This window comes from Roseovarius aestuarii, from assembly GCF_019966515.1.
GTDB lineage: Bacteria > Pseudomonadota > Alphaproteobacteria > Rhodobacterales > Rhodobacteraceae > Roseovarius > Roseovarius aestuarii.
The window spans coordinates 15,655-41,642 of record NZ_JAIMIB010000003.1 but is presented as its reverse complement, the minus strand read 5'-3'; the positions used below and the strand labels follow the sequence as shown (position 1 = coordinate 41,642).

23 protein-coding genes are annotated in these 25,988 nt (G+C 56.4%); 11 read left to right on the top strand and 12 right to left on the bottom strand.

Going from position 1 to position 25,988, the window contains the following annotated elements; genetic code table 11:
• Nucleotides 1-341: 341 nt before the first annotated feature.
• Both LC334_RS05260 and LC334_RS05255 read left to right on the top strand, forming a co-directional pair.
• Nucleotides 342-584 (top strand): hypothetical protein, encoded by a 243-nt coding sequence (locus LC334_RS05260; RefSeq protein WP_139836309.1) that lies wholly within the window; start codon nucleotides 342-344, stop codon nucleotides 582-584.
• Nucleotides 581-2,050, top strand: a complete 1,470-nt coding sequence (locus tag LC334_RS05255; RefSeq protein ID WP_085799219.1) for a flavin-containing monooxygenase — start codon at nucleotides 581-583, stop codon at nucleotides 2,048-2,050. Before LC334_RS05260 ends, LC334_RS05255 begins: the two co-directional genes overlap by 4 nt.
• Nucleotides 2,051-2,167: 117 nt before the next feature.
• Here LC334_RS05255 and LC334_RS05250 read toward each other — a convergent pair whose 3' ends face one another.
• Nucleotides 2,168-2,989 carry a class I SAM-dependent methyltransferase gene (locus LC334_RS05250; protein ID WP_085799218.1) on the bottom strand — a complete coding sequence of 274 codons (822 nt, stop codon included), beginning with the start codon at nucleotides 2,987-2,989 and terminating at the stop codon, nucleotides 2,168-2,170.
• 123 nt (nucleotides 2,990-3,112) lie between these two features.
• Between LC334_RS05250 and LC334_RS05245 the strand changes: the two genes are divergently transcribed.
• Nucleotides 3,113-4,159 (top strand): alpha/beta hydrolase family esterase, encoded by a 1,047-nt coding sequence (locus tag LC334_RS05245; RefSeq protein WP_223412892.1) that lies wholly within the window; start codon nucleotides 3,113-3,115, stop codon nucleotides 4,157-4,159.
• Between the two features lie 103 nt (nucleotides 4,160-4,262).
• Here LC334_RS05245 and LC334_RS05240 read toward each other — a convergent pair whose 3' ends face one another.
• A complete protein-coding gene (locus LC334_RS05240) occupies nucleotides 4,263-4,679 on the bottom strand; it encodes a hypothetical protein (protein WP_139836308.1) in 417 nt (138 codons plus the stop codon).
• A gap of 170 nt (nucleotides 4,680-4,849) precedes the next feature.
• Here LC334_RS05240 and LC334_RS05235 point away from each other — a divergent pair, with 170 nt between their 5' ends.
• Nucleotides 4,850-6,481, top strand: coding sequence for a winged helix-turn-helix domain-containing tetratricopeptide repeat protein (locus LC334_RS05235; RefSeq protein ID WP_085799215.1), 1,632 nt, complete (start codon nucleotides 4,850-4,852; stop codon nucleotides 6,479-6,481).
• 488 nt (nucleotides 6,482-6,969) lie between these two features.
• A complete protein-coding gene (locus LC334_RS05230; RefSeq protein WP_085799214.1) occupies nucleotides 6,970-7,842 on the top strand; it encodes a hypothetical protein in 873 nt (290 codons plus the stop codon).
• Nucleotides 7,843-7,972: 130 nt separating this feature from the next.
• Here LC334_RS05230 and fnrL read toward each other — a convergent pair whose 3' ends face one another.
• From fnrL to LC334_RS05195, 7 genes are all read right to left on the bottom strand, one after another.
• Nucleotides 7,973-8,719 (bottom strand): transcriptional regulator FnrL, encoded by a 747-nt coding sequence (gene fnrL, locus LC334_RS05225; protein ID WP_223412904.1) that lies wholly within the window; start codon nucleotides 8,717-8,719, stop codon nucleotides 7,973-7,975.
• A gap of 765 nt (nucleotides 8,720-9,484) precedes the next feature.
• On the bottom strand, nucleotides 9,485-10,489 hold the full coding sequence (locus LC334_RS05220; RefSeq protein ID WP_176237629.1) for a phosphotransferase enzyme family protein: 1,005 nt from the start codon (nucleotides 10,487-10,489) through the stop codon (nucleotides 9,485-9,487).
• 41 nt (nucleotides 10,490-10,530) lie between these two features.
• Nucleotides 10,531-11,247 (bottom strand): ABC transporter ATP-binding protein, encoded by a 717-nt coding sequence (locus tag LC334_RS05215; RefSeq protein WP_217809108.1) that lies wholly within the window; start codon nucleotides 11,245-11,247, stop codon nucleotides 10,531-10,533.
• The gene (locus LC334_RS05210; protein WP_085799212.1) at nucleotides 11,231-12,019 is read right to left on the bottom strand and encodes an ABC transporter ATP-binding protein; all 789 of its coding nucleotides are present in this window, start codon (nucleotides 12,017-12,019) and stop codon (nucleotides 11,231-11,233) included. Before LC334_RS05210 ends, LC334_RS05215 begins: the two co-directional genes overlap by 17 nt.
• Nucleotides 12,016-12,978, bottom strand: coding sequence for a branched-chain amino acid ABC transporter permease (locus tag LC334_RS05205; protein ID WP_085799211.1), 963 nt, complete (start codon nucleotides 12,976-12,978; stop codon nucleotides 12,016-12,018). Before LC334_RS05205 ends, LC334_RS05210 begins: the two co-directional genes overlap by 4 nt.
• Nucleotides 12,979-12,993: 15 nt before the next feature.
• Entirely contained in the window at nucleotides 12,994-13,977 is a 984-nt protein-coding gene (locus LC334_RS05200; RefSeq protein WP_085799210.1) for a branched-chain amino acid ABC transporter permease, read from the bottom strand.
• A 30-nt stretch (nucleotides 13,978-14,007) separates the two neighbouring features.
• Entirely contained in the window at nucleotides 14,008-15,306 is a 1,299-nt protein-coding gene (locus LC334_RS05195; RefSeq protein WP_176237628.1) for an ABC transporter substrate-binding protein, read from the bottom strand.
• A 262-nt stretch (nucleotides 15,307-15,568) separates the two neighbouring features.
• Between LC334_RS05195 and LC334_RS05190 the strand changes: the two genes are divergently transcribed.
• From LC334_RS05190 to fabG, 3 genes are all read left to right on the top strand, one after another.
• A complete protein-coding gene (locus LC334_RS05190; protein WP_085799208.1) occupies nucleotides 15,569-16,372 on the top strand; it encodes a DeoR/GlpR family DNA-binding transcription regulator in 804 nt (267 codons plus the stop codon).
• Nucleotides 16,373-16,598: 226 nt separating this feature from the next.
• Nucleotides 16,599-19,043 carry a GcvT family protein gene (locus LC334_RS05185; RefSeq protein ID WP_085799207.1) on the top strand — a complete coding sequence of 815 codons (2,445 nt, stop codon included), beginning with the start codon at nucleotides 16,599-16,601 and terminating at the stop codon, nucleotides 19,041-19,043.
• Between the two features lie 43 nt (nucleotides 19,044-19,086).
• Nucleotides 19,087-19,866: a 3-oxoacyl-ACP reductase FabG gene (gene fabG, locus LC334_RS05180; RefSeq protein WP_085799206.1), complete on the top strand. Its 780-nt coding sequence runs from the start codon at nucleotides 19,087-19,089 to the stop codon at nucleotides 19,864-19,866.
• An 877-nt stretch (nucleotides 19,867-20,743) separates the two neighbouring features.
• On the opposite strand, the gene LC334_RS05175 is transcribed toward fabG, so the two are convergent.
• From LC334_RS05175 to LC334_RS05165, 3 genes are all read right to left on the bottom strand, one after another.
• On the bottom strand, nucleotides 20,744-22,156 hold the full coding sequence (locus LC334_RS05175) for an amidase (RefSeq protein ID WP_085799204.1): 1,413 nt from the start codon (nucleotides 22,154-22,156) through the stop codon (nucleotides 20,744-20,746).
• Nucleotides 22,157-22,240: 84 nt separating this feature from the next.
• Nucleotides 22,241-23,059, bottom strand: coding sequence for a pyridoxal-phosphate dependent enzyme (locus LC334_RS05170; RefSeq protein WP_223412891.1), 819 nt, complete (start codon nucleotides 23,057-23,059; stop codon nucleotides 22,241-22,243).
• Nucleotides 23,060-23,077: 18 nt separating this feature from the next.
• Nucleotides 23,078-23,995 carry a LysR family transcriptional regulator gene (locus LC334_RS05165; RefSeq protein ID WP_176237627.1) on the bottom strand — a complete coding sequence of 306 codons (918 nt, stop codon included), beginning with the start codon at nucleotides 23,993-23,995 and terminating at the stop codon, nucleotides 23,078-23,080.
• A gap of 125 nt (nucleotides 23,996-24,120) precedes the next feature.
• Here LC334_RS05165 and LC334_RS05160 point away from each other — a divergent pair, with 125 nt between their 5' ends.
• The 3 genes from LC334_RS05160 (at nucleotide 24,121) to LC334_RS05150 (ending at nucleotide 25,950) form a co-directional block, all read left to right on the top strand.
• A complete protein-coding gene (locus LC334_RS05160; RefSeq protein ID WP_085799201.1) occupies nucleotides 24,121-24,516 on the top strand; it encodes a MoaF-related domain-containing protein in 396 nt (131 codons plus the stop codon).
• A gap of 64 nt (nucleotides 24,517-24,580) precedes the next feature.
• A complete protein-coding gene (locus LC334_RS05155) occupies nucleotides 24,581-25,477 on the top strand; it encodes a VOC family protein (RefSeq protein WP_085799200.1) in 897 nt (298 codons plus the stop codon).
• Between the two features lie 62 nt (nucleotides 25,478-25,539).
• Nucleotides 25,540-25,950, top strand: coding sequence for a DoxX family protein (locus LC334_RS05150; RefSeq protein WP_085799199.1), 411 nt, complete (start codon nucleotides 25,540-25,542; stop codon nucleotides 25,948-25,950).
• The last annotated feature ends 38 nt before the right edge of the window (nucleotides 25,951-25,988 follow it).

Genomic DNA, 25,988 nt, shown 5'->3' with positions numbered 1-25,988 from the left:
AGTGCCGTTCCATTGTGATTGAGCAACGTAGCCCTTAGGGGATCATATCGCATACTCAGGCTGAGTTGAACCTGACGTCAGCTAAGCGCAGATAGTGAACTTTGCAAAGTCGCGTGGACGGGGCATTCCCTCCGCTTTAGGTGTGATCTGGCGCTGCAATGCAGCTTCCGCAAACCTGCCGTTCGTGCAATACGCAGCATTTGAGAGGCGTAGAGGTCGGCCCTGCGGACAAACTGAGCTTTCGCAGCTAATGATCCAATGACCGCAGTCCGAGAGAGATCTCCGGTCCGCTCATTTTGAAAAACGACTTTTTCTTTTATGCTAAAAGGGGGGACATCAAAATGAGCACATATCTTTTGATCGGTACTGCTATAGGTGCCGTCCTGGGTTTTCTGCACATGTTAAGCATTTTTCGGGCGCGGCTGGGTCGCCCCGGGTTGGCCCCGATTAAGACAGTTTGGCAAGGCATCTGGACGTGGTTTCTCTGGACACTGTTCGGGGCCTATGTCCTGACTTTCTGGATACTGGGGGCAGTGTTTCTTGGTGCTTCAAAACTCCTGAACAGACGGCAGGCGGCGCCATGATCCACGGCAAGATCAAGAACGCGGTTGTCATCGGCGCAGGCATTTCCGGGCTCGCCACGGCGAAAAATCTGACCCGAAAGGGCATAAGCTGTAGGGTATATGACCGGAATTCCAAACTGGGGGGCGTCTGGGCCGACGGGTATCACGGGTTCGGTGTGCAAATTCCAAAAGACCTCTACGAATTTCCGGATTTTCCGTTGCCTGACGAGGTGCCGCATTACACGCCCGGCCCCGAATTTCAGAAATATATGGAGGAGTATTGCGATCATTTCGGCATTCGCGATTGCCTGCAACTGGGCACGCGCGTCACGGCGCTGCGGCGGTCGGGTGACGGCTGGACGCTGGAGGTGGAAGATGAAAGCGGTTCCAACATCGTGCAGACCGATCTGGTGGTTATCGCCACCGGGCTCTATTCAGAGACTCCGCAGATGCCGGAAATTGAAGGACAGGATCAGTTTCAGGGGGACATCCTTCACAACAGTCAGGTCAAGGATATCGAGATGCTGCGCGGGCGGCGTGTGGCCGTCGTCGGGTATGGCAAAAGCGCTGGTGATATCGCCGGGGCCGCGATCGGCGTGGCGGACAAGGTGTATCTGGTGTTTCGCAGCACCCATTGGCCCGTTCCCAGAAAGCTTCTGGGGCTGCTCCCGTTCAAGTGGGGCATGCTGACACGGCTGGTCGCGGCGATGATCCCGCCCTACGTCCGGTCAACGCCTGTCACGCGCGCGCTTCATACGGTTGGTTATCCCTTGCCCTGGCTCTTCTGGCGGGTGGTAGAGATGTTGCTGCGCATCCAGCAAAAGCTGGGAACCAGGATCGCCAACGGCGACACTCTGATCCCCGTGCACCCGATCGACTATGACGCCTACTCGGAAGTGACGATGGTACCACGACCCGGGTTCATCGAAAGCATCAGCGCCGGGGAAATATCGGCGCATCGCAGCGGCTTGCGACGCTTCACCGAAAACGAGTTGATCCTGGAGGACGGTGACACACTGTCAGTGGATTGCGTCGTCTTCGGGACGGGCTGGAAAACTGGTTTCGGGTTTCTGCCCAAGGATCTGCGCATCGCCTTAGGCGAAGAACCGGATGGCATTTACCTCTATCGGCATATTCTGCACCCCGACGCACCCAACCTTGCCTTTGTTGGCCGTGCGTCGTCGTTCATGAGCGTTACGACCTTTTCACTACAGGCGCGCTGGCTGTCCGAAGTCGTCGCCCGAAATGTGACCTTGCCAAGTAAGGGAGACATGCTTGCTGCGATTGCCTCACTTAGGCACTGGAAGCAATCCTGGATGCCCGACGGCGCGGCACGATCAGCCACGTTGCTCTTGCACATGACCCATTACCACGATGAACTGCTGCTCGATATGGGGGCAGACCCACTACGAAAAACAGGCATTTTAGCTCCCCTCAAAGAATTGTTTGTCCCCTATCAGGCCAGTGATTTCCGGGATGTTATCTGACGAGACATGAAGGCCGGCAGTCCGAGCACTACTGCTGTTAATTTATCCTACAGCACCGGACAGTTTGGGCTCTAAAGCGGGCATTGTTGTTCAAGCGGACGAAACTGCCGTTGTCCGTTAGGCTTCACAGATAAAAGAATAAGTCAGCATGCGGCGCTCATTGAGTCCTTTGAGCTGGTTCTTTGCCATTTTCGCAGCGTCGGTTCCAAACAAGAGCTGTGTCGTCACTGGAAGCGGGCTTGTCGATGGCGATTTTGTGGTCCTCTCCTTGAGCCAGTGGTAACTCTCCGAGGTTGAGTCCGATTCACTCAGGATTCTGAAACCAGCACTCATAATATGCGCGGACATTTCCTCCGGCGTCGCAAGATGGCTGATTGATGGATTAGCGGCCCACGGTGTCGGATAAAGGACTTCGCCACCTTCGCCTTGCAGAATATCGTAGATACCAAATCGTGCGCCGGATTTGAGAACGCGGCGCGCCTCCGAGTACATAGCAGCCTTGTCCGGAATATTCATGGCGACATGGACTGTAACGGCCCCGTCGAAGTGATCGTCAGGGAAAGGCATGTCTGTGGCATCCCCTTGGAGAAAGGACGTTCTATCGCCCAAATTGACCCATGCGGAAATAGCGATGGCCGCATCGCAAAACTCTTGCGTCAAATCCACCCCGGTTACGTGAACACCCACCTCTTCGGCCATGGTCCTGGACACGCCGCCCAATCCGCTCCCGATGTCCAGTACCTTCGAAGTCTGGTTCAAATTCAATTGTTTCAGTAACTGCAGTGTCGCCTCTCTTCCGCGGAAATGGAACTCGTCGATGGGTTCAAAATCAGAAGCACGAAAACTGTTCGGCTCCAATCCTGCGTCACGTATCCCTATTGCAATCTTTGCGGCAAGGCTGCCCCCACCCCTATAATGTGCGGACACAGGTTCGTTCATTTCACGTTCCCCAACCAAATTTTGCGCTATTGGGCCCCTGGGTGAGGCCGAGCACACCTCAAAGTAAAGTGTAACACACTTCGCCGCGCACGGCGAAATCAACCCATGTGCCAGTGGTGCAAAATGGGCTCGAAGCTGTCATGGGCTGCTAATAGTTTCAACGACCGCTATACGGGACAAAGCGGACTTTCTGAACATTGGGGCAGCAAAGAATTGAGTGCGCTGCTTTATGCTCGCATGGCTAATTCAAATTTTCACTTAGTGCATCATTTCTCTGCTAGTCTCTTAATAGCGCCAAAGGAACTGGGAAGAATGACTGCTCGAAGCTGTCAGAATAGTTTGCGTCAGTGCTTGTTGCTGATGGCTTTGTTTTTCTTGGCCGGTCAAACGCTTGCACAGGACTGCGGCAGTAAGAATGTACCTTGCTTGGTCGAAGCAGGGGAATATCACATTGCCATTCCCGCCGAGTGGGAAAATGGACCAACAGTGGTGCACTTGCACGGATACGGCAGCAGCGGTGCCAAGGTCCTCGGCAATGCAGGATTTGTAAATCAGTTGGCCTCAAGGGGTTATGCTCTGATCGCACCTACGGCGTTGCCGTGGCATGATGGAAAGCCGAACGACTGGTCCGTGCGCGACGGTTGGCAGATATACCCGCGGCGGGATCTGATTTTCCTGCAAGAAGTGATTTCGGATGCCGTGAATCGATTTGGAGTTTCTCCGGATCAGATTTTACTGACGGGCTTTTCTCGGGGTGGATCGATGGTTTGGGATGTTGCCTGTCATTCGCCGAACCTGGCCTTGGCATATGCGCCGGCTGCCGGAGGTTTCTGGATGCCAATGCCTGAGAAATGCAGCGCGCCAGTGAATTTATTGCACACGCATGGATTTACCGATCCAATGGTTCCGCTGGAAGGTCGATCATGGCACAATGATGAAGTTCAATTCACAATAAGTCAGGCTGATATTTGGGAAGGTCTTCAACTTTGGCGTAACGCAAATACCTGCCCAAGTAATGCTACTGAACATGAAATTTCCGATGGGATTTGGCGAAAAGAATGGAAATGTGAATACGGAAGCCTTGAGCTGATTTTGCACAAGGGGGGTCACGGATTACCCAAAGGTTGGGCGACAATGGTACTGGACTGGTTCGAGCAACTTGGTCACTGAAAAATCACCTAAATTGGTGCTAGCTCTATCCGAAAGGTAGCAATGTGCACAGAGCTGCCATTGATACTGTGCAAGCCAATGGCAGCAGCTGATCGACCGATCCTTAGAGGCCCGTGGAAGGTTCGAAGTCGAGAAGTTCAAAAGTCATCTTTCCGCCAGCATTGAACTTCTGAACAACATTGCCATGGCGTACTGCAGTCAGGCAGCGATACCGACCCTTGTCTGCGGCCATCGAAACGCAGACTTGGTCAGTGTCGGTAATGGCATATGCTCCTGTACCTTTCCAGCCGCCATTGGTAAGTTCACCACTGATAACGTTGTTGGGGTCATAGAAGAAGCGAAACATCTTTTCGCCCGACTTTGCCGTCACCACATGGCCAATTAGCAGCTCCGCAATCTGGTCTGATCCGAGCCTTTCACCGCCGTTTTTCAGGGCTGCGTCGAGGTCTGTCTCAGCCATCGCCATGCCCCCAGCCAATGCAATAGTAAAGCACACGACCACTTTTTTTAATTTCGGCATCTCAGTCTCCTTTTTCTTCCATAGTGTGTTTGTTGCCGGGCATAACCCTGTGCCATCCGTAGATTGAACCGACCCAAGAAGCTTGATTGGAACATGATTTTTTCTGACATTTAGATGACAACAGCGATCAACCGTTGAGCGCTCAACACCGTTAAAGGTAAGTATTTTTCATGTACAAATTTGCGGACTTCGAACTTGACGCTGTGCGAGGGCTTTCGCGCAACGGTGTTTCGGTGGAGCTTGAACCACAGGCGCTCCAACTGCTGGGGTTTCTTATTGAACGCCGCTCGGGCGTCGTAAGCAAGCAGGACCTCATTGATGAAATATGGGGGGGAAAGGCCATCACCGATGCGGCTCTAAACACGCGCATCCATTCTGTTCGAAAGGCTTTGGGCGACACGGCGTCGACCTCGAAATTTATTAAGACCTATCCAAAGCGCGGGTTCCAGTTCGTCGCGACGGTGTCCACAGACGAGACAGAAGAAGCGCTCACAAAACCTAAACGACGGTTGTGGAGTTTTGTTGTAGCTTCAGTGGTATTGCTGGGTGCGGTCTGGTTTTCTTTCTCCAGTGAGGAGCCATTGCCTCTAGATACAGAAAGACCGTCAATTGCGGTGGTCCGGTTCGATGACCTAAGCGGAGACCCTTCAGCACAGTACTTCGTTGACGGTTTGACGGATGAACTTATCGGGCATCTTTCGCGTAATCGAGAACTATTTGTTGTCTCAAGTGCGACGATGTTTTCCTACGCACGTGAATCGGACACGGCTCTCGAAATCGCCCGCGACCTAGGGGTAAGCTATGTTGTTCGAGGCAGCGTTCGACGCGACGAAGAACGTGTGCGCGTTAGCGGAGAACTCGTGGATGTCGATGCCAATGAGACAATCTGGGCCGAGGCTTTCGAACATCAATTGGACGACATCTTCTTCGTGCAAGGAGAAATCAGCCAAGCTATCGCGGGCAGACTTTTACCTGAAATCTATCAGTCAGACAGTTTGCAAGGGCGTGATAAACCAACAGATGACCTTGGGGCCTGGGACCTCTACTTGCGTGGACGTGTTCGACAGGCCGTATTTTCCAAGGACGCGCAAAGCGATGCCTTGAGTTTTGCAGAAGAAGCGCTTGTCCGCGATCCGGAGTTTGCGGCCGCGCATAGTCTTAAGGCTAGGGCACTCGGCACCATATTCTTCTTTCAGTGGAGCGATGCGCCACAAGACACACTGGTTGCCGCCACGGAGGCTGCCAAGCGGGCAATTGAGTTGGACGATCAGGACGCGCAGGCACACGCAGCCTTGGGTTACATCTATCGATTCACCGGCGAGGCCGAACCCGCGATTGCCAACCTTGAGCGTGCGGTTGCAATAAACCCGAATGATGCGCGCATTCGTCTGGAGTTAGCGCACACCTACGATTGGTTTCGTTTGCAGAGCAAAGCCCTGCCTCACATTGAGATGGCGCTAAAACTTAGCCCCCGCGATCCGATGCTCCAGAACATGTATTTCTACAAGGGGCACATCCTTTTTCATCTTGGTCAGCATGAGGGCGCGCTCGAAGCGGCGCGCCAATTGGGCGCCGTTGCTACAAGCAATACTTGGCGGGTCTTTCATCACCTGCTGCGTGCGGCCAGTCTCATCAAACTTGGAAGGGCAGACGAGGCCCAAAAAGCTGTGGATGCTGCATTGCAGATCAACCCGAAGCTTTCTATCACGGCTATGCAAAGACAGTTTGCGGGATCGAAAAACCACCCCGAAAACCGGCGGGTATGGCTTACCAGTCTTCGCGATGCGGGACTGCCTGAGTAAGCCGATCACCGAAGCAGACGTTTGCTACGAACGCAGCATCGAACACTCTGGCTCAGAGCCGCCTTGCGGCGGCGCGGCACACGGTTCACCGAACGAGACACACATCAGCGTTCCGGCAGATGGCTGGAGGCAGCCCTAAGCGGACGTGGGTTTCATTAATCTTCGACGGGAAACGTGAATTTGCTGCAAGTGCTCGGGCTGCAACCCGGCATAGCGAAAGCAGTCATTCATAGGCCGGAATTCCTCACCGTTCATGCTGCGGTCTCCACCAATGGCCGCAACGCGCAGAAAGCGGACTTTGCAAAGTTGGACGAACGGTCCATAGCGTGCTTCCAAACGAAAGACGACGACGGCCTCAGTTGGGTTGCTCGCCGTACAGAGACAAGTAGCAGACCATAGACATTGAGGTTACTCCAGCTGCCTTTCGAATTAGGGTAGGATATGATCAAAAAATATTCCTGTCACTTAGGCTTAGGAGGTAACGATCGTTGGATAACTCAGGGAACAGTTGGCGCAAGATCATCGGAGATCTTCCAGTGTTGAAAGCCGGAGAAGTGCTGACGTTCGGGGCTCTATTTTTCGCGCTATATGTTGGAGGAACAGGCGCTTTCCTCTTGGGGGTTGTTTTCGGCTTACCGTCGTCTGTCGTAACGCTCATCAATCACGCAACGATAGTACATCTTTCTGGTCAACTGACCTTTATAGCGTTGATAATTTTTGCCTTGTTCAAGGTCTCACGTCTGTTTGTCATTGGATCGGTAGTCTTTTTTAATTTTTTGATCTGCAAGTTTTACTTTGGCCTGAGAAAGTCGCGAGGTTTGCGGGACCCTGTCGTGGCTCGGCTCCAACGTCGCAGGAACAAAGCAGTCGTCGAAGGTCGATCCTACGGTGCATTTGTTTTTGGCGTGCGCATCATAATGGTCTTGGTGTTCAGCATTTCTACGTTTCTCCCAATTGAAACCGGATCCTTCATAACGTACCCATCCAGAATTGCGCTATACTATACGATTTTGTTTGGCGGCATCATGGCTATCTTGGGATTGTTGTCCGCCTACCGCGTCGCTGACAAAAGGACACATAGGGAGTTCTTCAACTCACCTGAGGGTTGGAAACTTGCTTTCGTAGCAACACTCTTTCTATGCATGGTATTTGGCATGGCACGAACATTTACAATGATGCAGGGCCCGACAGTGCGCTACGCTTTGGGAGCTGAGGTTTGTCAGCTCGCACCAATGATGCCGGTATATGGTGGGAATTTGTACTTCGACCGTGAGTCCTACAACTTCGTTGTTATCTCTTCCGACAAGATAGCCGTTTATGTTCCGCACCAAGCCTCAAAAAAAGCGCCCGCTTGCATCTGATTGCTGGGAGAGGGTCTGCTTTGGGCTGACATCGGTCAACCGACCAATATCGTCGGATGTCGGCACAGCCCAAACTTCACAATGCTGCATCTTGTTTGAATGTCCGCATTGTTTCAGTACTGTTCAACTGTCAGACAATCATTCCGCCATCGTCGTCATCGCCCGCTTCAATCAGCAGTCGGTCAAGGTCAGGTACGATCACGTGGCGTTTGCCTTGCAACTGAATCACCCCATCCCGTTTCAGCACCGATATCTGGCGGCTGACTGTCTCTAGTGTTAAGCTGAGATAGTTTGCCATCGCCTCACGTGTTAGCGGCAGATCAAATTCCAGTCGACCCTCGCGCGCATTCGACGACGATGACGCATCACGCCTGGCGAATATCGACAAGAGCGATGCGATCTTTTCACGAGCGTTTTTGCGACCCAACACTAGCATCCATTCGCGTGCCGCATCCAGCTCGTCTAGTGTCATTTCCAACAAGCGCTGCGCGATGTGAGGCGTTGAATGCACCAAATCTTCAAACTGCTTTTTGCGAAAACAGCACATCACAAGATCGCTGACCGCAATGACGTTAAAAACCGCCCCATCACGCCCTGGCCTCCCCACAAAATCACTGGGTTGCAAAAGGCCCACCATCTGGGACCGGCCATCCTCCATGGTCTGGGTCAACGTGGCGATGCCCGACACGACTGAGCCCACGAAACTTGTCTCGTCACCAGCCCAAATGACCGTTTGTCCAGCCTCAAAACTACGACAGTATTTCATCTTTTCCAGCACCGCCAATTCATCCTCTTCGCAGCGGGCGCACACCGCTCGATGTCGGATCGGGCAATCACCGCAGTTGCGGAGGGAGGGTTTCAACAGTTCCTTCAGAATGGCGGATCACCATTGACGATTTGATCTGAGATAATATTCGCGCTTAAGAACTAACCTAGTTCATCTCGCATGACTTGCAAAGAACAGCTTGGAAAACCAAGCGGCAGGTCGTTGTGTACTCGTGGTTCGAATAGCCGGCATCGATGACCGTTGCAGTGAATTGGAGCTTTGCCCGCGATCCTGCCAATCGCGACGCAAACCAGGGTCTCCTTTGGGCTGAATGCGATCAAACGACCAAAACTGTCAGATGACTGGTTTGAGCCCAAAGGAGACCAAGAGATTTTTCGCTGCACGCGCTCCCAGCACGAAAATTGCCGCGCCTGCATCATTCTCAGACCCACTGCGCGGTGTGAATACCAGCCATTAAGCATGCCGTTGCGAGACTTCTACAAACTTGCAGGTTGCGGACAAACTGACTTCTTAAAGAAGCTGTTCTTAAGCCAGAAGCACGCCGAGGTAGATCGCGTACTATTTGCGCGTGGGGCCGTGGATGTCTTTTACGACCTTTTCGCTGTGGCTCTTACGTGTTCGAGGTTTCTGTCTCATCTCCGCTCCCTGGTGGCAAGGATGTACCAGAAACCCTGTCCTAGCAAATCACCCTAAACTGCCCCATTGGCGCTGACGTCCGATTTGATGGAATAGGAAAGAGCGCGATCCCGTGGCGTCCAACGGCTTGGTTCGCGACATTCGGCGCGTGTTGGATCAGTTCGGGTGCTTCGCGTCTGGTCGGGCCAAAGTGACCCAGGAGACGACGACACGTTTCGACTATCCGAAGCGTGCCAGATAGGCTTCCGCTTCCTTACGGGTTTCCATGGTGAATTGCGGGCCGATTTCACGCGCGAATTCCAGGTGATCGACCTGATAGCCAAGCCATGCCAAAAGCGCGAAACGCCGCAACATGAAAAGCGTAGGCAACTGATCGACCATGGCTTGATCGAGGTTCGAGACTGCGCGATATCCCGCGATCCATTCGTGGATCAGGGTGTCGCGGTCGGGGTGGTCTTCAATGAAACTGAGAGCGGCAGGTAACTCGCTAAGATACCACCCAAAGCCGCAATCATCGAAATCGATTATGGCAATCTGATCGCCATCCACGAGGATGTTGGCCAGGCGCAGATCGGCATGTATCATGCCAAAGCTCTCTCGGTCTTTGGGAAGCCGTTCGCATTGGCGGCGCAGGATCGATGCCGCGCGTTCGAGAATGACTGCTGTCTCCCCTTCGATGCCGACGCCGTTTTGCCAGTGCCCCCATCCCAGCTTGTCGTCGAGTATCATGTCCTCGGTCCAGGTCAACCGTTTGAACCCGGCCGGTGGGGTCCAGGATTTCGCGTGGTTGTGAAGCCGCGCCGTGATCGAACCGAGCCTCCGGAATTCGGCCGGCAGGTTTTCTTCGGAGGGCTCGGCGCCGGAGATAAAGCTGTAGAGAGACACAAACCGCGGGGTTGGGCTATCAGGCACATTCAGTGTGTGGACACGCCGACCGTCACGGTCGGCGATCACTTCGGGAACGATCACATCCGTGTCCTCGCGGATTGCCGTCAGCCAGTCAAGCTCGCAGTTGATCAGCTCGCCCGTGTGATAGGCAAGTCGCCCGGAATTGACGCGGGCCACATATTTGGTCTCTCGCGCCGGGTCATCGACGAAAAAGACAATGTTCTCGGACCGGCTGAGGGGGGTCACGCGGACATCGTCGGTGAAATCATAAAGCTCGACAACGCGTGTCACTTCGGCAGCAATACTGGCATCGAGATCTGTTGCGGATGTATTCATTGTCATTCCCTCGGTCGTCTGCGAGATGTGATAAACGGGGTCTAAGCAATCCCCAGATAAGCCTTCTTGATGTCCGGGTTGTGGAGCAGTTCCTGCCCCGTCCCGGTCACCGATATTTCACCCTTTTCAATCACATAGGCCCTGTCGGCAACGCTGAGCGCCATGCGGGCATTTTGCTCGACCAGCACGATGGTCTTGCCCTGGCTGTTCAGTTCCCGCACGATCTTGACGATCTGGCGGCACATCAGCGGGGCGAGGCCGAGCGTGGGCTCGTCCATCAGAACGACGGAAGGGTCCGACATCAAGGCCCGCCCGATCGCCAGCATCTGCTGTTCGCCGCCACTGAGCGTGCCGCTCATCTGGATCTGGCGCTCCTCAAGCCGCGGGAAGCGCTCGAAAACGCTTGCCAGATCGCGAGCGATTCCATCCTTGTCGCTGCGCTGAAACGCGCCGACGAGCAGGTTTTCCTTCACGCTCATTTCAGCGAAAACCCTTCGGCCTTCGGGAACATGGGCAATCCCGGCGCGGGTCACGTCCACCGCCGACGCTCCGTCGATGCGCCGGCCGTCGAGCGTGATGGTTCCGGCGTCTGCGCGCACCAGACCGGACACGGCGCGCAGCGTTGTCGACTTTCCGGCCCCATTGGCGCCGACCAGGGCAACGACCTCGCCCTCGTTCACATTGAGCGACAAGCCGTGCAACACCTCGACCTTGTCATAGCTGACTTTGAGGTTCTTGATCTCAAGCATGATCGCCATCCTCATCCAGCAGATCCTCTACGCCAAGATAGGCGTCGATGACCTCGTTGTTGCCGGCAATCTCTTCGGGGGTGCCGTTGGCGAGCAGCAAGCCGAAATTTATCGCCGTGATCCGGTCGCAGATTTCCATGACCAGTTTCATGTCATGCTCGACAAGGACCACCGAAATCCCCTGATCATCTCGGATCTTGCGGATCAGCTCATCGAGCACGACCGCCTCCTGCGCGTTCATGCCCGCCGCCGGCTCGTCGAGCATCAGCAGGCGCGGGCCGGTCGCCAGCGCGATGGCGATTCCCAGGCTCCGCTGATGCCCGAGCGCCAGAGTTTCCGCCTGCGCATCCCGGTATTCACTCAGACCGACAAATTCGAGAATGCCGTCGGCCTGCTCAATTTCGGCGGCCGGGAAAGTCGGGCCGAAGTTGAAGATCGCCCCGAGCAGCGAAACCCGACAACCCGTGTGCATCGAGATCAGCATGTTTTCCAGCACGCTGAAGCCGTGATAAACGGCGCTGCGCTGGAAGGTGCGCGCCAGGCCGGCTTCAGTGATCTTGTGCGGCGCCCAGGTGGTGATCTCCGTGCCGTCGAAAAAGACCTGCCCACTGGTTGGCCTCATCGCACCGGCGATCAGCGAAAACAGGGTCGTCTTGCCAGCACCATTGGGACCGATAACCCCGTGGATCTCGCCGGTCCGAACCGTGAGATCCAGCGCATTGACCGCGGTCAGGCCACCAAACCGCTTGGTCAGGCTCTTGACGTCAAGGATCGGTGTCATTGCTTCGCTCCCCCCCGAGACGTTACTTTGTCGAAGAGTTTTCGAAGCAGCCCGTCCAGCCCGTTCGGCAGGAAGATCAGGAACAGGATCAGGATGCCACCGAAGAACAGCGGGCGCCAGGCCAGGAATTCGCGGGTCCATTCAAAGAAGAATGTCATCACGATCAAGCCGGCGATAGGCCCCCAGAACGATCCGGTGCCGCCGACCACAACCCAGATGACCAGATAGATCATCGTGGTCAGATCGAAGCCCTTGGGGTCGACCGAGCCCAACCGATGGACCAGCAGCGCGCCTGCCACGCCCGCAAAGGCCGAGCCGCACATGAAGGCCAGTTTGCGGTAGTAGGAGACGTTGATGCCGCCGCTTCTGGCCAGATCGGCATCCGTGCTGAGCGAGCGCCAGACGATCCCGATCCTGGATCTGTCGATTTGGAACATCAGCATCAGGCAGATGACGGCCACGGCCAGCGACAGGTAGTAGTAGATCACTGGATCGAACAGGCTGTAGCCGAAGACCTTGCCGATCGGGATGTTGATCAGGCCCCGCACGCCGCCAAACAGGGTATCGAACTTGAGCCAGCTCAGACGCACCAGTTCGGCAATTGCGAAAGAGGCGATGAAATACCCGAAGCCAACGGTTCTTGAGAGCGGCAGGCTCATGACATAGGCAACAAAAGCCGCGATCAGCCCCGCCGCTGGGATCGTCAGATAGATGCTGAATCCGGCGTCTTTGGCGAGCAGGGCCGCCGAATACCCGCCAACCCCCATCATGACGATATGTGCCAGGCCCCAATCGCCGGTCGTCACCGTCATGCGGTAGCTGCAAACCAAAATAACATTGACCAGGAAGATGTTTAGAAGCTCCACCGAGTAGAGGCCGAGACCTTGGGGCAGAAGGATCATGCCGCCAATGACGGCCAGGCTGAGCAGAGCGAATTGCAGTGTCTTCGAGGTGTTCATCGCGGTCTCCTGCCCCTAGACCGGGTTTTGGCCAAACAAGCCCTGCGGACGAATGACGAGAATGACAGCCATGAAGGCGACGCCGAGCATCGTTGCGGTGATGCCATCCCAGATGGTCGTTCCAAAGGTGTGAACGAACCCGATGATGAAGGCCGCGGCAACCGCACCTTCGACGCTGGCCATGCCGCCGATGATGACGACGATGAACGCGATCAGCACAACTCCGTGACCCATATAGGGCGTCACCGAATAGATCGGTGACATGAGCGCCCCGGCCAGCCCGGCGCTGGCGCCGGACAATCCCATGGTCAGAAGCGACATCTTCCGGATATCGATCCCCTGAAGTGCGGCGGCATCGGGGTCGATGGAACAGGCCCGCATGCCGCGCCCCCATTTGGTCCGGTAAAGGAAGACCCAGAGCGCCGCCAGGGTCGCGAACGCGATGGGGATGATGGTGAGGCGCTGCGTCGAGATCAGCGCGCCGAATATCTCGGTCGCACCTACGATCGGCATCGGCACCTGCTTGGCAAGCCCGACCCCCCAGATCTGCCCGGCCAGGACCTGAAGGATAAACGCCAGACCGGCGGTGGCCATGAAACCGGCGAGCGTGTTCGATTTGGTCGGGCGGAAAATGAGCCGTTCGGTCAGCATGCCCAGAACGGCGACAACTGGGACCGCGACGGCGACGGCGGCGTAGAAGGGCCAGCCCGCCAGCGCGTAGAGCGCGTACACAACGTAGGCCCCGACCATGTAGAACTCGCCATGCGCAAAGTTGGCCATGCGCATGACGCCGAAGGCAAGAGACAGACCAATGGCAACCAGCGCGTAGATCGATCCGAGGACCAGCGAGTTTGCGAGTGTTTGGACAAAGGTCGCCAGTTCCATATAGTCGCTCTCCGAGTGTTCAGGGCATACCGGTCGTGGAGTGGAATGGGTCAGGCGGAACCGCCCGCCCGAGACGTCCCGGCCCGACCGGATGACGAGCCTGAGCGCGTGCATCCGGTCGGGCCGGGTGTCTCACGAGATCGGCTACTGGCGCTGATCCCACATCTGCCCGCGATCCCGCACCTCTGCAATAATCTCGTCCTTCAGAAGCTCGAACCAGACATCCCAGTCGGTCACGGACACGACACGTTTACAATTGCATTCCGGATCAAAAGCCGTGGTCGGCACCGGGGGCGAGATCATGTTCTTGCCGCCCCAAAGGTCTTCGCCGGTGATCCGTGCCGGGCCCTGGATGGTCTGCACGTGATCGAAGCTGCGAATTGCCTCGAGCACCTTGTCGGCATCAAGTGTGCCCGCCTTTTCGACACCCTTCAGATAGACCTCGAGCATTGGCGCATAAAGCCAGTCGATCCCGTTCATCGGCCGGCCCAGGTTGTCCGACCCGTTCTCGCCGTAGCGCGCATCCCACTCGCGAAAAAAGTCATGCTGCGCTGAGGGCACGCCGAACCACGGATCATCGAACAGCTGGTAGCTGTCGATCGCACGCACTTGCGCCAGCCATTCGGCCGGAACCCGCTGCAGGATCGGGTCATGCTCGATGTAGTTCGCCGCGACAACGCCGGTAAAGCCTTGCAGGTAAAGCTGCTCCATCAGCAGCGGGATGAAGTCAGGCCATGACAGCCCGAGGCTGACAATATCCGGATTGGTCGCCAGGACAGCGGTTATCACCGGTGCGAAGTCGGTGGTTTCCGCCGAATAGAACGAGTCGTAGACCATTTCGAACCCAACGGCCTTCGCGGCGCCAACTTCCCATGCTTGTCCGGTATAGGCGCCCGGGTCTTCCTGGGCGATGATGGCGTAGCGGGTCTTGTCGGGATAAGCCGTCCGCATATAGGCCGGCCTGATCATCTCACCGCGGCTGTTCACATCGGAACCGGCAAGCACATAAGGCCGGTTGGGGTTGATGTCACTCACGATCAGCGGGGAATAGAAAACCTTGGCTTGTGTCAGGAACGGCGCCTGAGCGTCGGCCGTTGTGCCGCCGATGCCAAAGATCTGCTTGCAGTCGTGCTGGAGAACGAGCTCCTTCGCGCCCTGCAATGCCTTCGAGGGCGTGTATTCGTTGTCAAACTGGCGCAGTTCGACCTTGTAGGTCTTGCCGTCCGCCTCGATGCCACCCGCAGCGTTCACCTGGTCGATGATCAGGTTGAGCCCGGTCAGTCCAGGCAAGGCCCAGCCGGCAGAGGGTCCGGACAACGGCCCGTTCATGCCGACGCAGAATGTTTCTTCAGCCTGCGCCATGCCCGCAAATGCCGACAGCATCAGGCCCAGCGCGATTCCGGTTCGCCGTGCAGCGCGACCGGGGATCCGTCCTTCGATCATTGGATTACCTCCTTGCGTGTGATTGAACCCAGGTTTCCTGGTTATTTGCCCTTTACCCCGACACATCGACCGACGGATGAGTCCTCGGCAGCTTATGGGCATCATGTTGTACTTGCAACATTTATATTATTATATGCCAATATACGTGTTGTATGATACATCATGTCAGATGTTTGGCGCCGGCAAAAATCGGTGGTATGCCTGCAGTTGTCATGTGTGGCGCATACCCGTTCCGGGGCCGTAGCAATCTGCGAGAGGTGATATGAAAGCGAGCAAGGTTGAGCGACAGAAACGGCTCATTGCCATGATTTCCATGGATCCGGGCCTGTTGATTCGTGATCTAGCAAAGGAGATGCAGGTTTCGCGCGAGACCGTGCGTCGGGATCTGGACGAGCTTTCCAAGGCGGGGCGCCTGCATCGGCGCTACGGCGGCGCGACGTTTGCGCCGATCGGGCTTGAAATGAATTTCAGCAATCGCAGCGAATTTCTGGTATCCGAAAGGCGATCAATTGCCCAGCTTGCGGTGAAGCAGATTCAGGACAACGAAGTGATCATGCTGGGCTCCGGGGCGACATGCCTGCATTTTGCCCATGAGATTCTTGCTCAGCAAAGAAAAGTCACGGTCATCACAAACAGCATTTCCGCGGCGACCGTTCTGGGTAAGGGCGAAAACGCCCGAACGCTTGTTGCGCCTGGCGAATATGATGACGCCGAAGGATTCCTGTGGGGCCACGAGACAACTGATTTTGTCAGCAAGTTCCATGCGGATGTCCTTGTTTTCAGCGTCGACGGTCTGTCTTCGGCCGGCGCGATGGAGATCGATTCCCGGACCGGTTGGATCCTGCGCCGCATGATGTCGGTCGCACGACGCAAGGTGTTGCTTGTCGATCACAGCAAACATCACCAGAAGAGCCTGGAACTGGTCTGCCCGCTCACCAGCATCGACATGCTGGTGACAGACCTGCCTCCGGATGAAGCGTTGGCGCAGCACCTGGACAATGCCGGTGTGATCGTCAAGTGCGTCGAAAAGCAGGGCGGAAACGACGCCGAATTGCCCGGCGCCTAGTGCCTGCATCCATAGTGCTTTTTGCGCCGCCGACTCGGATCCGATCCGGCAACGGCCTCTTATAATTATTACAAACCTCCGATCCGGGTCGGCAACAAGTCACACTGCATGTTACATGTGACAACAAATATGTTGTAGATGCCTCATTTCTATGTGACGATAGCCATAAACTCGCCGGCTGAAGACTGGGCGCGGCAGGAGAAACAGGATTTCAAGGGAGGCCGGGATGCCCCAAAGTTTGCCTTCTCACGCCCGCATCGTTGTCATCGGAGGTGGTATCGTGGGCTGTTCCACCGCGTATCATCTGGCCGCTGCGGGCTGCAAGGATGTGGTGGTGCTGGAGCAGTATCAGCTGACAGCGGGTTCAACATGGCACGCGGCGGGGGCCGTGGGGCAGCTTCGTTCAGACGCCAACGTCACCCGGTTGCTGTCCGAATCGGTGAAACTCTACGATGAATTGGAGGACCTGACCGGGCAGCCTAGCGGCTGGGTGCGCAACGGCTCGTTACGCCTTGCCCTGACGCCTGAACGCCGGACGGAATACGAGATCGCCCAGTCGGTCGCACATTCGTTCGGGGTCGAGTTCAACATGATTTCGCCCGCCGAAGCCGCCGAAATGGTGCCGCAGATGAAGGTAAGCGACGTGCTGTGCGCCGCATTCGTTCCCAACGATGGCGTCGCCAATCCGTCCGACATCACCCAAGCCCTGGCAAAGGGAGCCCGCAATCACGGCGTGGAGATCATCGAAGGCATCCGGGTGACGGGATGCACTACAAAAAACGGAACGGCGAACGGGGTGGAAACCGATCAGGGGACGATCTCGTGCGAGATCGTCGTCAATTGCGGTGGTATCTGGGCGCGCGAGCTGGGGCGGATGGCCGGGGTCAATGTGCCGCTGCAACCGTCACACCACCAGTATTTCGTCACCGAGACCATCGATGGGCTGGCGCGCTACATCCCCTCGGTCAGAGACCCGGACAAGCAAACCTACTTCAAGGAAGAGGTCGGTGGTCTTGCCGTCGGCGGGTATGAATTCAACCCGATCCCGTTCCATCCCGATCCGATTCCGAGCAACCACGAGTTCAGGCTGATGGAACCGAATTACGACCACTTCACGCCCTTGCTCGAAGGCGCCTGCGAGCGCTTCCCGGCGCTGGAGGAAGTCGGCGTGCGGCAGTGGTTCAACGGGGTCGAGGCCTTTACCGAAGACGGTATGTTCATCATGGGCGAGGCGCCGGAACTCAGGAACTATTTCGTCGGTGCCGGGTTCAACGCCTTCGGCATCGCCGCTGGCGGCGGCGCGGGCAAGGCCCTGGCGCACTGGGTCCTGAACGGCGAGCCGCCATTTGACCTCTGGGGCGCAGATATCCGCCGTTTTGCGCCACACCACCACTCGGGGCGGCAGGTGCTGGCCCGGTCCCTGGACGGCCAGGCCAAGCATTACAAGCTGCATTATCCGCATGAAGAATCGACAGTGTGCCGTGGGCTTCGCCGCAGTCCGGTTTATGATCGGCTCAGGCAGGCCGGGGCATGCTTTGGCGGGAAATACGGCTGGGAACGCCCGAACTGGTTTGCCGCCGACGGTTCCGAGCCGAAGGACGAGTACCGGTTTGGGCGGCAGAACTGGTTCCCCCATGTCGCCGAAGAGCACAAGGCTTGCCGCGAGCGGGTCGCCGTGTTCGACCAGTCCTCTTTTGCGAAATTCAAACTCTTCGGGTCTGACGCCGTCAACGTGTTGCAAAACATCTGCGCGGCGAACATGGCGCAAGAGGTCGGGAAGATCATTTACACGCCAATTCTCAACGCGCGGGGCGGCATCGAAAGCGATCTGACGATCACACGTACCGCCGAGGACGAGTACTTCGTCGTCACCGGCACAGGATCGGCGCTGCGCGATGCATCCTACATCAGAAGCCACATCGCGCCGGAACAGGACGCCCGCCTGATGGAAGTGACCTCGGGCTACGCCTGCCTGTCGGCCATGGGACCGCAAGCGCGCGCGCTTCTGTCCGAGATCGCGGAAAACGACCTGTCCGATGCGGCCTTCCCGCTGGGAACCGCGCGCGACATCATCGTTGCCGGCGCGCCGGTGACGGCCCTCCGCGTCGCCTTTGTCGGGGAGCTAGGTTGGGAAATCTACATTCCGTCCGAATTCGCCGTTACGGTCTATGATGCGATCAAGGAGGCCGGTCGCTCGCACGGGACCGCGGATGCCGGATACCGTGCGATCGACAGCCTTCGCCTTGAAAAGGCGCGGCGCTTGTGGGGGCATGAGATCGGCCCCGACTACACGCCGCTGGAAGCCGGGCTCGGCTTTGCTGTCGACATGACCAAACCGGATTTTATCGGCCGCGAGGCGCTGATGGCCCAGCAAGCGAGGGGCGTCAGGCGGCGGCTCTGCACCTTCACCGTAAATGACCCCGAACTTGTGCTATACGGCAAGGAAACCATTTTTCGGAACGGCGAACAGGCCGGATGGCTGTCGTCTGCCGGCTTCGGCCACAGCATCGGCCTACCGCTGGGCCTGGGTTACGTCTCATGCGAAACGTCCATTGCGCCGGGCTGGATCGCTGATGGCACTTACGAGTTGGAAGTGTTGGGCAAGCGGGTGCCGGCCGTGGCGTATCTGAAACCTGTTTACGATCCGGAAAACAAGAAGCTTTCGGCCTAGATCACCGGAAGTGCTCCATAAGAAAAGTGAAAGGGAGACCAGAATGTTCACACCTATGACCGACCGTTCCGTCATCGTTACCGGCGCCAGCAAAGGCATTGGAAACGGCATTGCCCGCGTGTTCGGAGAAGCCGGCGCACAGGTTCTGGTGGTCAGCCGGAACCAGACCGAGGCCGAAGCTGCCGCCCAGGAGATCGTGGCCGCCGGCGGCAAGGCCTCCGGGTTCGCTGCCGATATCTCCACGCTCGAAGGCGCCACCGCCATGGCGGAAGCCGCCGCTGAGCGCCACGGCGGCATCGACGTGCTCTGCGCCAATGCCGGGTCATATCCCCAGACAAAGCTCGAGGAGATGGATGTCGAGGAATGGGACAGCGTCATGGCGACGAACCTGCGCGGCAACTTCGTCTGCGTAAAGGCCTGCACGCCCTATCTCAAGAAAAGCGATTATGGCCGCATCGTGCTGACCTCGTCCATCACGGGGCCTAACACGGGCTATCCCGGCTGGACCCATTACGGCGCCTCGAAATCCGGCCAATTGGGATTCATGCGCTCTGCCTGCATGGAACTGGCGAAATACGGGATCACGGTGAATGCCGTCCTACCCGGAAACACCCTGACCGACAGCCTGCGCGCCTTGGGCGAAGACTACCTGGCAGGCATGGCCAAGACGGTCCCGGTCGGACGCCTGGGCGAGGTTGAGGACATGGGACATGCGGCTCTGTTCCTGGCGTCCAAGGAAGCGGGGTACATCAACGGTCACGCGCTGATTGTTGATGGCGGGCAAATCGTCCCGGAATCCCAGGAAGCCCTGGACGAGGCGTGACCTCCCGACCCGCCGGGCCGGGGTTGCGAAGGGATCCCTTGACGACATTCTGATTGGGACGGGCGGAGCGGTGCGTGAGGCGGGTGGGAAATCTGCAGGAATCGCGACCGTCCGTGCGTCTTACTTCGTCAGCTTCAACATGGGCGAAGCTCCATCGAACGGATCCTATCCGGAAGGAAGCGCAAAGTGGTCCGAGAACCGAGCCTCTTGGACCGAAGTGTGAAGCGTCTATGCGTAGCCGGGGGATTCTCGTTTCTCGAATTGGCTTTCACTGACCGCCGCAGTGAAAACCGCCGCGCTGCAAAATTCCAGACTCTGCGGGAGCGAAGTTTTTCTGCATCAGCAATAGCCGCAACAGCATCAGGCTGGTTTGTCCTGTGTGGATGGCGTCTGCTTTGCAAGAGTAAAATGCGTTGATTGCGCGGGCAGCGAGAGGGAGGTTTGAAATTTGCCAGAATTGACACCGCTGAAGGTCCGGTCTGGGGAAACTTGCTGCACCACCAAAATTTGTCTGCCGCACCTGCAAACAGATGCTGCGTCAGCAAACACCTGGAAGGGCAACGGCAGCAATGTCCGCACTGATGTCATCCAGTCTCAATTTGCCCGACTGTTTGTGTCAGATGACCGGTTTGAGCCCTAAGCAGAAGTGTCGGTTTCTCGCTGCGCGCGCTCGCAGCACAAACAATGCCGCAAATGCGAAAGTTCGGGTGCCGTAGTGCAGCGGCCAGTTCGGCCATTCATTCAAGACACGAAGATTACTGGAAACGCAGTGCAACGATTGAATGTGGCGCTGCGTTTCGTGAACCGTCGCAACGAGTCTTGAGCCTTCAGCGGCGCGCGCTACCTCCAACTGAGACTCTTGATAGAAAGCTGCGGTTTACGCACGCTCCTTTGGGAGGATGGGGCGGAGATCTAAAGCAAGGGCTTCTTCCAGCAATAGTGCGTTTTCGAGTAGGCCAACCTCGTTACGGACGCCTGATATGATCTGCAGGCCAACTGGTAGACCAGTACTCGTAAAGCCGCAGGGCAAAGACAGTGACGGTAGCGAAACAAGCGTGATTGCATAAGCGATAGCGAGCCAGTCGATATAGGTTTCGAAGGTCACGCCGTTGCAGCTTTTGACATAAAGTTGCTCCACCGGAAAGGGTGGCACAATTGCGGCTGGGGTGAGCAGCAGATCATAGGTTTCGAAAAAGCTGAGTACGCGTTGCCGGATTGTAGCGCGGGACCGGGTAGCGCGCAAAACCTCATCGATGGACAGGTTAATGCCTTTTTCAATATTTTCGACCAAATCTGGCTTAAGGCTACCTGAGTGCGATTTCAGCACGTCACCATAGGACGTCGCAAAATCAAAGGCGCGCAATGTCTGATAGGTTTCGTGGACGCCGGACAGATCAGGTGCCGCCTCCTCGACGATCACGCCCATCTCTTCAAATTTCAACGCGGCATGGCGGCAGAGGTCGGCGACCTCGGGATCGACTGGAGTGATGCCCATGTCTGGACTGAAGGCGACTTTGATGGGTTTTGTGCGGCGGCGGGTGCGTTCCAGAAAGGGCGTGTAAGGACTGGTCCACGACAACGGATCTTGCGCGTCTTCACCGGCCATCGCATCCAGAAAGAGCGCTATATCCTCGACATTGCGCGCCATCGGGCCGTTTACCGAAAGCGTTTGATATGGGCTGGGTGACGGACCGCGTGCAATCAATCCCAATGAGGGGCGCAGGCCCACAACATTGCAAAAACTGGCAGGGCTGCGCAGCGATCCCGCATTGTCAGACCCTTGTGCAAGCCAAGCAGTGCCGGAGGCCAGCGCAGCAGCGGCCCCACCAGAAGACCCCCCTGCCGATTTGGACAGGTCATAGGGATTGCGCGTCGCGCCAAACACGTCGTTGAACGTATTGCCACCAGCACCGAATTCCGGCGTGTTCGACTTAGCATAGATAATGCCACCTTCGCGCTCTAACCGGTCAACCATCACGTCGCTATAATCCGATATGTTATCGGCATAGATTGGGCAACCGAAGGTGGTTCTCATGCCTTTGACGTGTGTCAGATCCTTAATTGGCAGCGGCAGGCCACAGAGCAGGCCACGTGCATCAACAGGCTTCTTCAAAAGTGCATCTGTCTTGCGCCTCGCGGCCCCAAAATCAAGCGTGGGCAAGGCGTTGACTGATCCCTCAACCAGTTCGACACGTTGTTCCAAAGCATCCAGTAGATCATGAGGCGAAATTTCTTGACGCCGTAAGTCACCAACAATTTCGGTTGCCCGTTTTTCGATCAACTCATTCATCTTTTAGCCTTTTCTAAAACAAGGTTCGGTAGGAATAGTAACCTAACGAATGGCGGCGTTTGATCACTCGTCAGGCCAAACCGATCAAATATCCTCAGTCATGATTTGCTGAAAGATATTGGGATCGGTAATACCTTCTGACCCGATCAGAACCGCAACTGAATCACCATCCAGCCTCAGGTGTTCGCGAAGACCGTCTTGCAGTGCCGCGCAGATCAACCCGCACAGCCCTGCCACGCCACTTTCTCCGGCCTCAACCATCGTTTGTCCGTTTTTTGGCTGCGCAAGCATTCGAACAGTGGGGGCGACATTGGTTTCCGGTATAGTCAAAAAATCCGTTGCCACACTGTCCAGAACACGCCAGGCAATTTCCGAAGGCTCGCCGCAAGACAAACCGTCCATCAAGGTTTCGGCCTCAATATTAACCGACGTTGCTGTGCCCGCTTTGGCGCTGGCAAAAAGACAGGGCGCAAGTTCCGGCTCAACAACGATTACACGCGGCGCATTTTCGCCCCATTCCTGCTGAAAAACAGCGGCGACGGCGGCAGCCAAGCCGCCAACACCGCCCTGTAACAAAACATGCGTCGGAGCTTTGGGCAGATCGCGCACGACCTCTCGCGCCATCACGCCGTAACCGGCCATCACATCAAGCGGTGCTTTCATATAGCCGGGCCAGGACGTGTCGGACACAATCAACCAGCCGTGCGCATCAGCGTCGACACGGGTTTGCGCCACGGTTGCATCATAATCGCCATCCACGCGGATAACCTGCTGGGTGAAGCAGCCGGTACATCCCATTAATGACCAATGCTGCACATCGCTCGTACAGCAGCTTCCAATTGCGTCAATTTTCGACAATGAGCCCATTTTTCCAATTGCTGCACCGTGATCAAAGCGATCCAATCACCAAATGCAGGTATTCTATTCCCTGAGCGTTTCCTTAAACGCCTCAGCCAGAAATTCACGGCAAACCCGCACCCGCTTTGTGATATCCCTGCCGACGCGGGACAACAACCAAAGATGCCCGTTGGGAGGGGCCCAGTCGGGCAGCAACCGAACCAGATCACCTCGATCAACAAACCTTTGTGCCACCTGAACCGGTAGCGCGCCATAGGCATCCCCGACGGCGAGAAACTGAGCCAAAGTCGCATAGTCGCTGACAACAAGCGCATCGCGATTGACCGGAACTTTGTCGGCGCCTTTGGTATCGTGCAGCAGTTCCAATGTCCCAGCTGCTTCATCATGCATGGGCAGGATATACCGAAACCTGCAAAGGTCATCGGGCGACTTAATTGCATTGAAGACTGCTTTGGGAGCCGCATAGAGCCCCATCCGGACAACGCCCACATGTGTCGCCCAATAGTCCATGTTTGGAAGTGTGTCTGTTCGCGTAATTCTGATTGCGATATCGACCTTGTCGGTCGTCAGATCAACAATGGTATCCGCGGATGACAAGCTGGTGCTGATATCCGGATATTTCCGCAAGAGCTGGTGAAGCATCTCTGGCAGGACGGTCATGGAAAAATCGATTGGTGCGGATATACGTACCACTCCCGCCGCGTCCATCGCGCTCTCGGTGATTGCGAACATGCCATCGTCAATCTTCATCACCGCGTCACGGATAAAGGGATAGAACGCCGCGCCCTCGGCGGTGATCCGCGACGATCGCGCAGCACGGTCAAAGAGCTTTACCCCCAAATTATCCTCAAGCCGCGTAATGCGCCTGCTCACACTGCTTTTGGTTTCATGCAGCCGTCGTGCAGCGTTTGCAAGTGAACCAGCCTCCACAACCGAGCAAAAGGTTTTTAAATCGATTACGCGCGCATTGATAGTTTCCAAAACTGCAACCTCAGGTGTCAAATTTGTCGGCTGTTAGCATCAATTCTGCAACGATATAACCCTTTCAGCCAACAAGGCAATTCAACTCACTTCGAAAACCGCAACCTGAATTAAAGGCGCGACACATGAAAAACCTGATCAAAACAACCGTATCCACAGCCGCACTGGCACTGTTTGCAACCACATCCTTCGCCGATGGGATGAGTGAAGGCGGTGGCGCACGCTATGTCTGGACTGAAGGCGCTTTTGCTGGCGAATACCGCCTGACCCTGTTGGCCGACGGTCAGATCAAATGGGAAGGTCTCGAAGGAGCAGAAAAGGGCAAGTCCGCGACTGAAAACGGTTTCTATTCAACCGACATCGCCGAGGGTGTCTACCTTCTGTCGTGGCTGGAAAGAGCAGGTTACACCGTCAACGTGATCTTAAACACCGAAGCCAAAACCATCAACGGCATCGTTTCCAACGAAGAAGAGCACTATCCGCTCAAAGGCGAGCTGCTAGAATTCTCCACTGGCAACTGATCCGGTCCGGCCCACGGTACTGAGGGTGGGCCGCATCCTCCCAGTTTCAAGAAGGAATACCGCTATGTCACAAGTCCACCTGAAGCCGGCTGACGGCAAATACGCAGAGTTTCGCGCCGGACCTCCCAGCGAGATGCCCGCCCATGTCGCATCGTCCGAATTGATAGTTCGTGACTTGCAAGAGATGGCAGCCTGGTATGAAGATGTCATTGGACTGGAATATCTAAACGGAGATGTCGGTCAGATCAAAATGGGTATCGCTGGCGAACCCCTATTAACGCTAACACAAGACGTAGAGGCCGAACTTGCACCAAAGTCTGCGCCGGGTCTGTTTCACAACGCTTTTGTTGTGCCAAGCCGTGCCGCCCTCGCACGCTGGTTCGCCCATGTGGTTGACAGCAAAATCACATTGTCAGGCGCGTCGAACCACCTTGTCAGTGAAGCCATCTACCTGGACGACCCCGAAGGCAATGGCATCGAGGTCTATCGCGATACGCCACGGTCCGAGTGGACGTTTGATGACAACGACTTTGTTCAGATGGCATCTCTGCCGATGGATCTGGACCGGCTGTACGCCGAAGGCAAGGGCCAGCCCTGGTCGGGTATGGAGGCGGGTACGTCACTGGGCCATATCCACCTGAAAGTATCGTCCTACAGCGACATCAACGCTTTTGCACAGGACCTGCTGGGGTTTGACCTGATGCTGGGCTACACCAGCGCGTGGTTTTACGCGACAGGTGGCTACCACCACCATATCAGCGCGAACGAATGGCACAGCAAGGGTCATCCTGCGCGCGATGACAGCATGACCGGGCTCAAAAGCTACACGCTTCAATTCAACGACCGGTCGCTGCTGGATCAGGTGGCCGCACGGCTGCCCGACAGCGGTTACACATATTCGATCGGCGATGATGAGATCGTCGTTCGCGATCCCTCCGGCATCGACGTCCGGCTAGTCTGAATATCTGGGGCAGCGGAAACGGCGCCCCTTTCATCTCAATCTCAATCAGAAGGTCGCTAGAAATGACTGATACATCTTCTCTTGCAGCGCTCATGCTGCGGCTGGGCACGGGTACGCTTTTCATTGCGCATGGGCTGCTCAAACTTGTTGTCTTCACCCCTGCGGGCACCGCCGGGTACTTCGAATCAATCGGTTTGCCCGGGATGCTGGCATATCTGACCATTGTCGCAGAACTTGGTGGCGGTGTTGCCCTGATCGCAGGTGTTTACACGCGACTGGTATCGCTCGCCCTCATCCCCGTATTGCTTGGTGCAGCCTATTTTGGGCATGGCAGCAACGGCTGGGGATTTTCCAACGAAGGCGGCGGATGGGAGTTTCCGGTGTTTTGGGCTGTTGTGATGCTGGCTTTGGCTATTCTCGGAAATGGCGTCTATTCCGTGCATTCGTTCTTTGCCAAAGCAAAGCCCGCCTGACTTTACGCGCCATGTGACCTACGGGGTCACATGGCGTA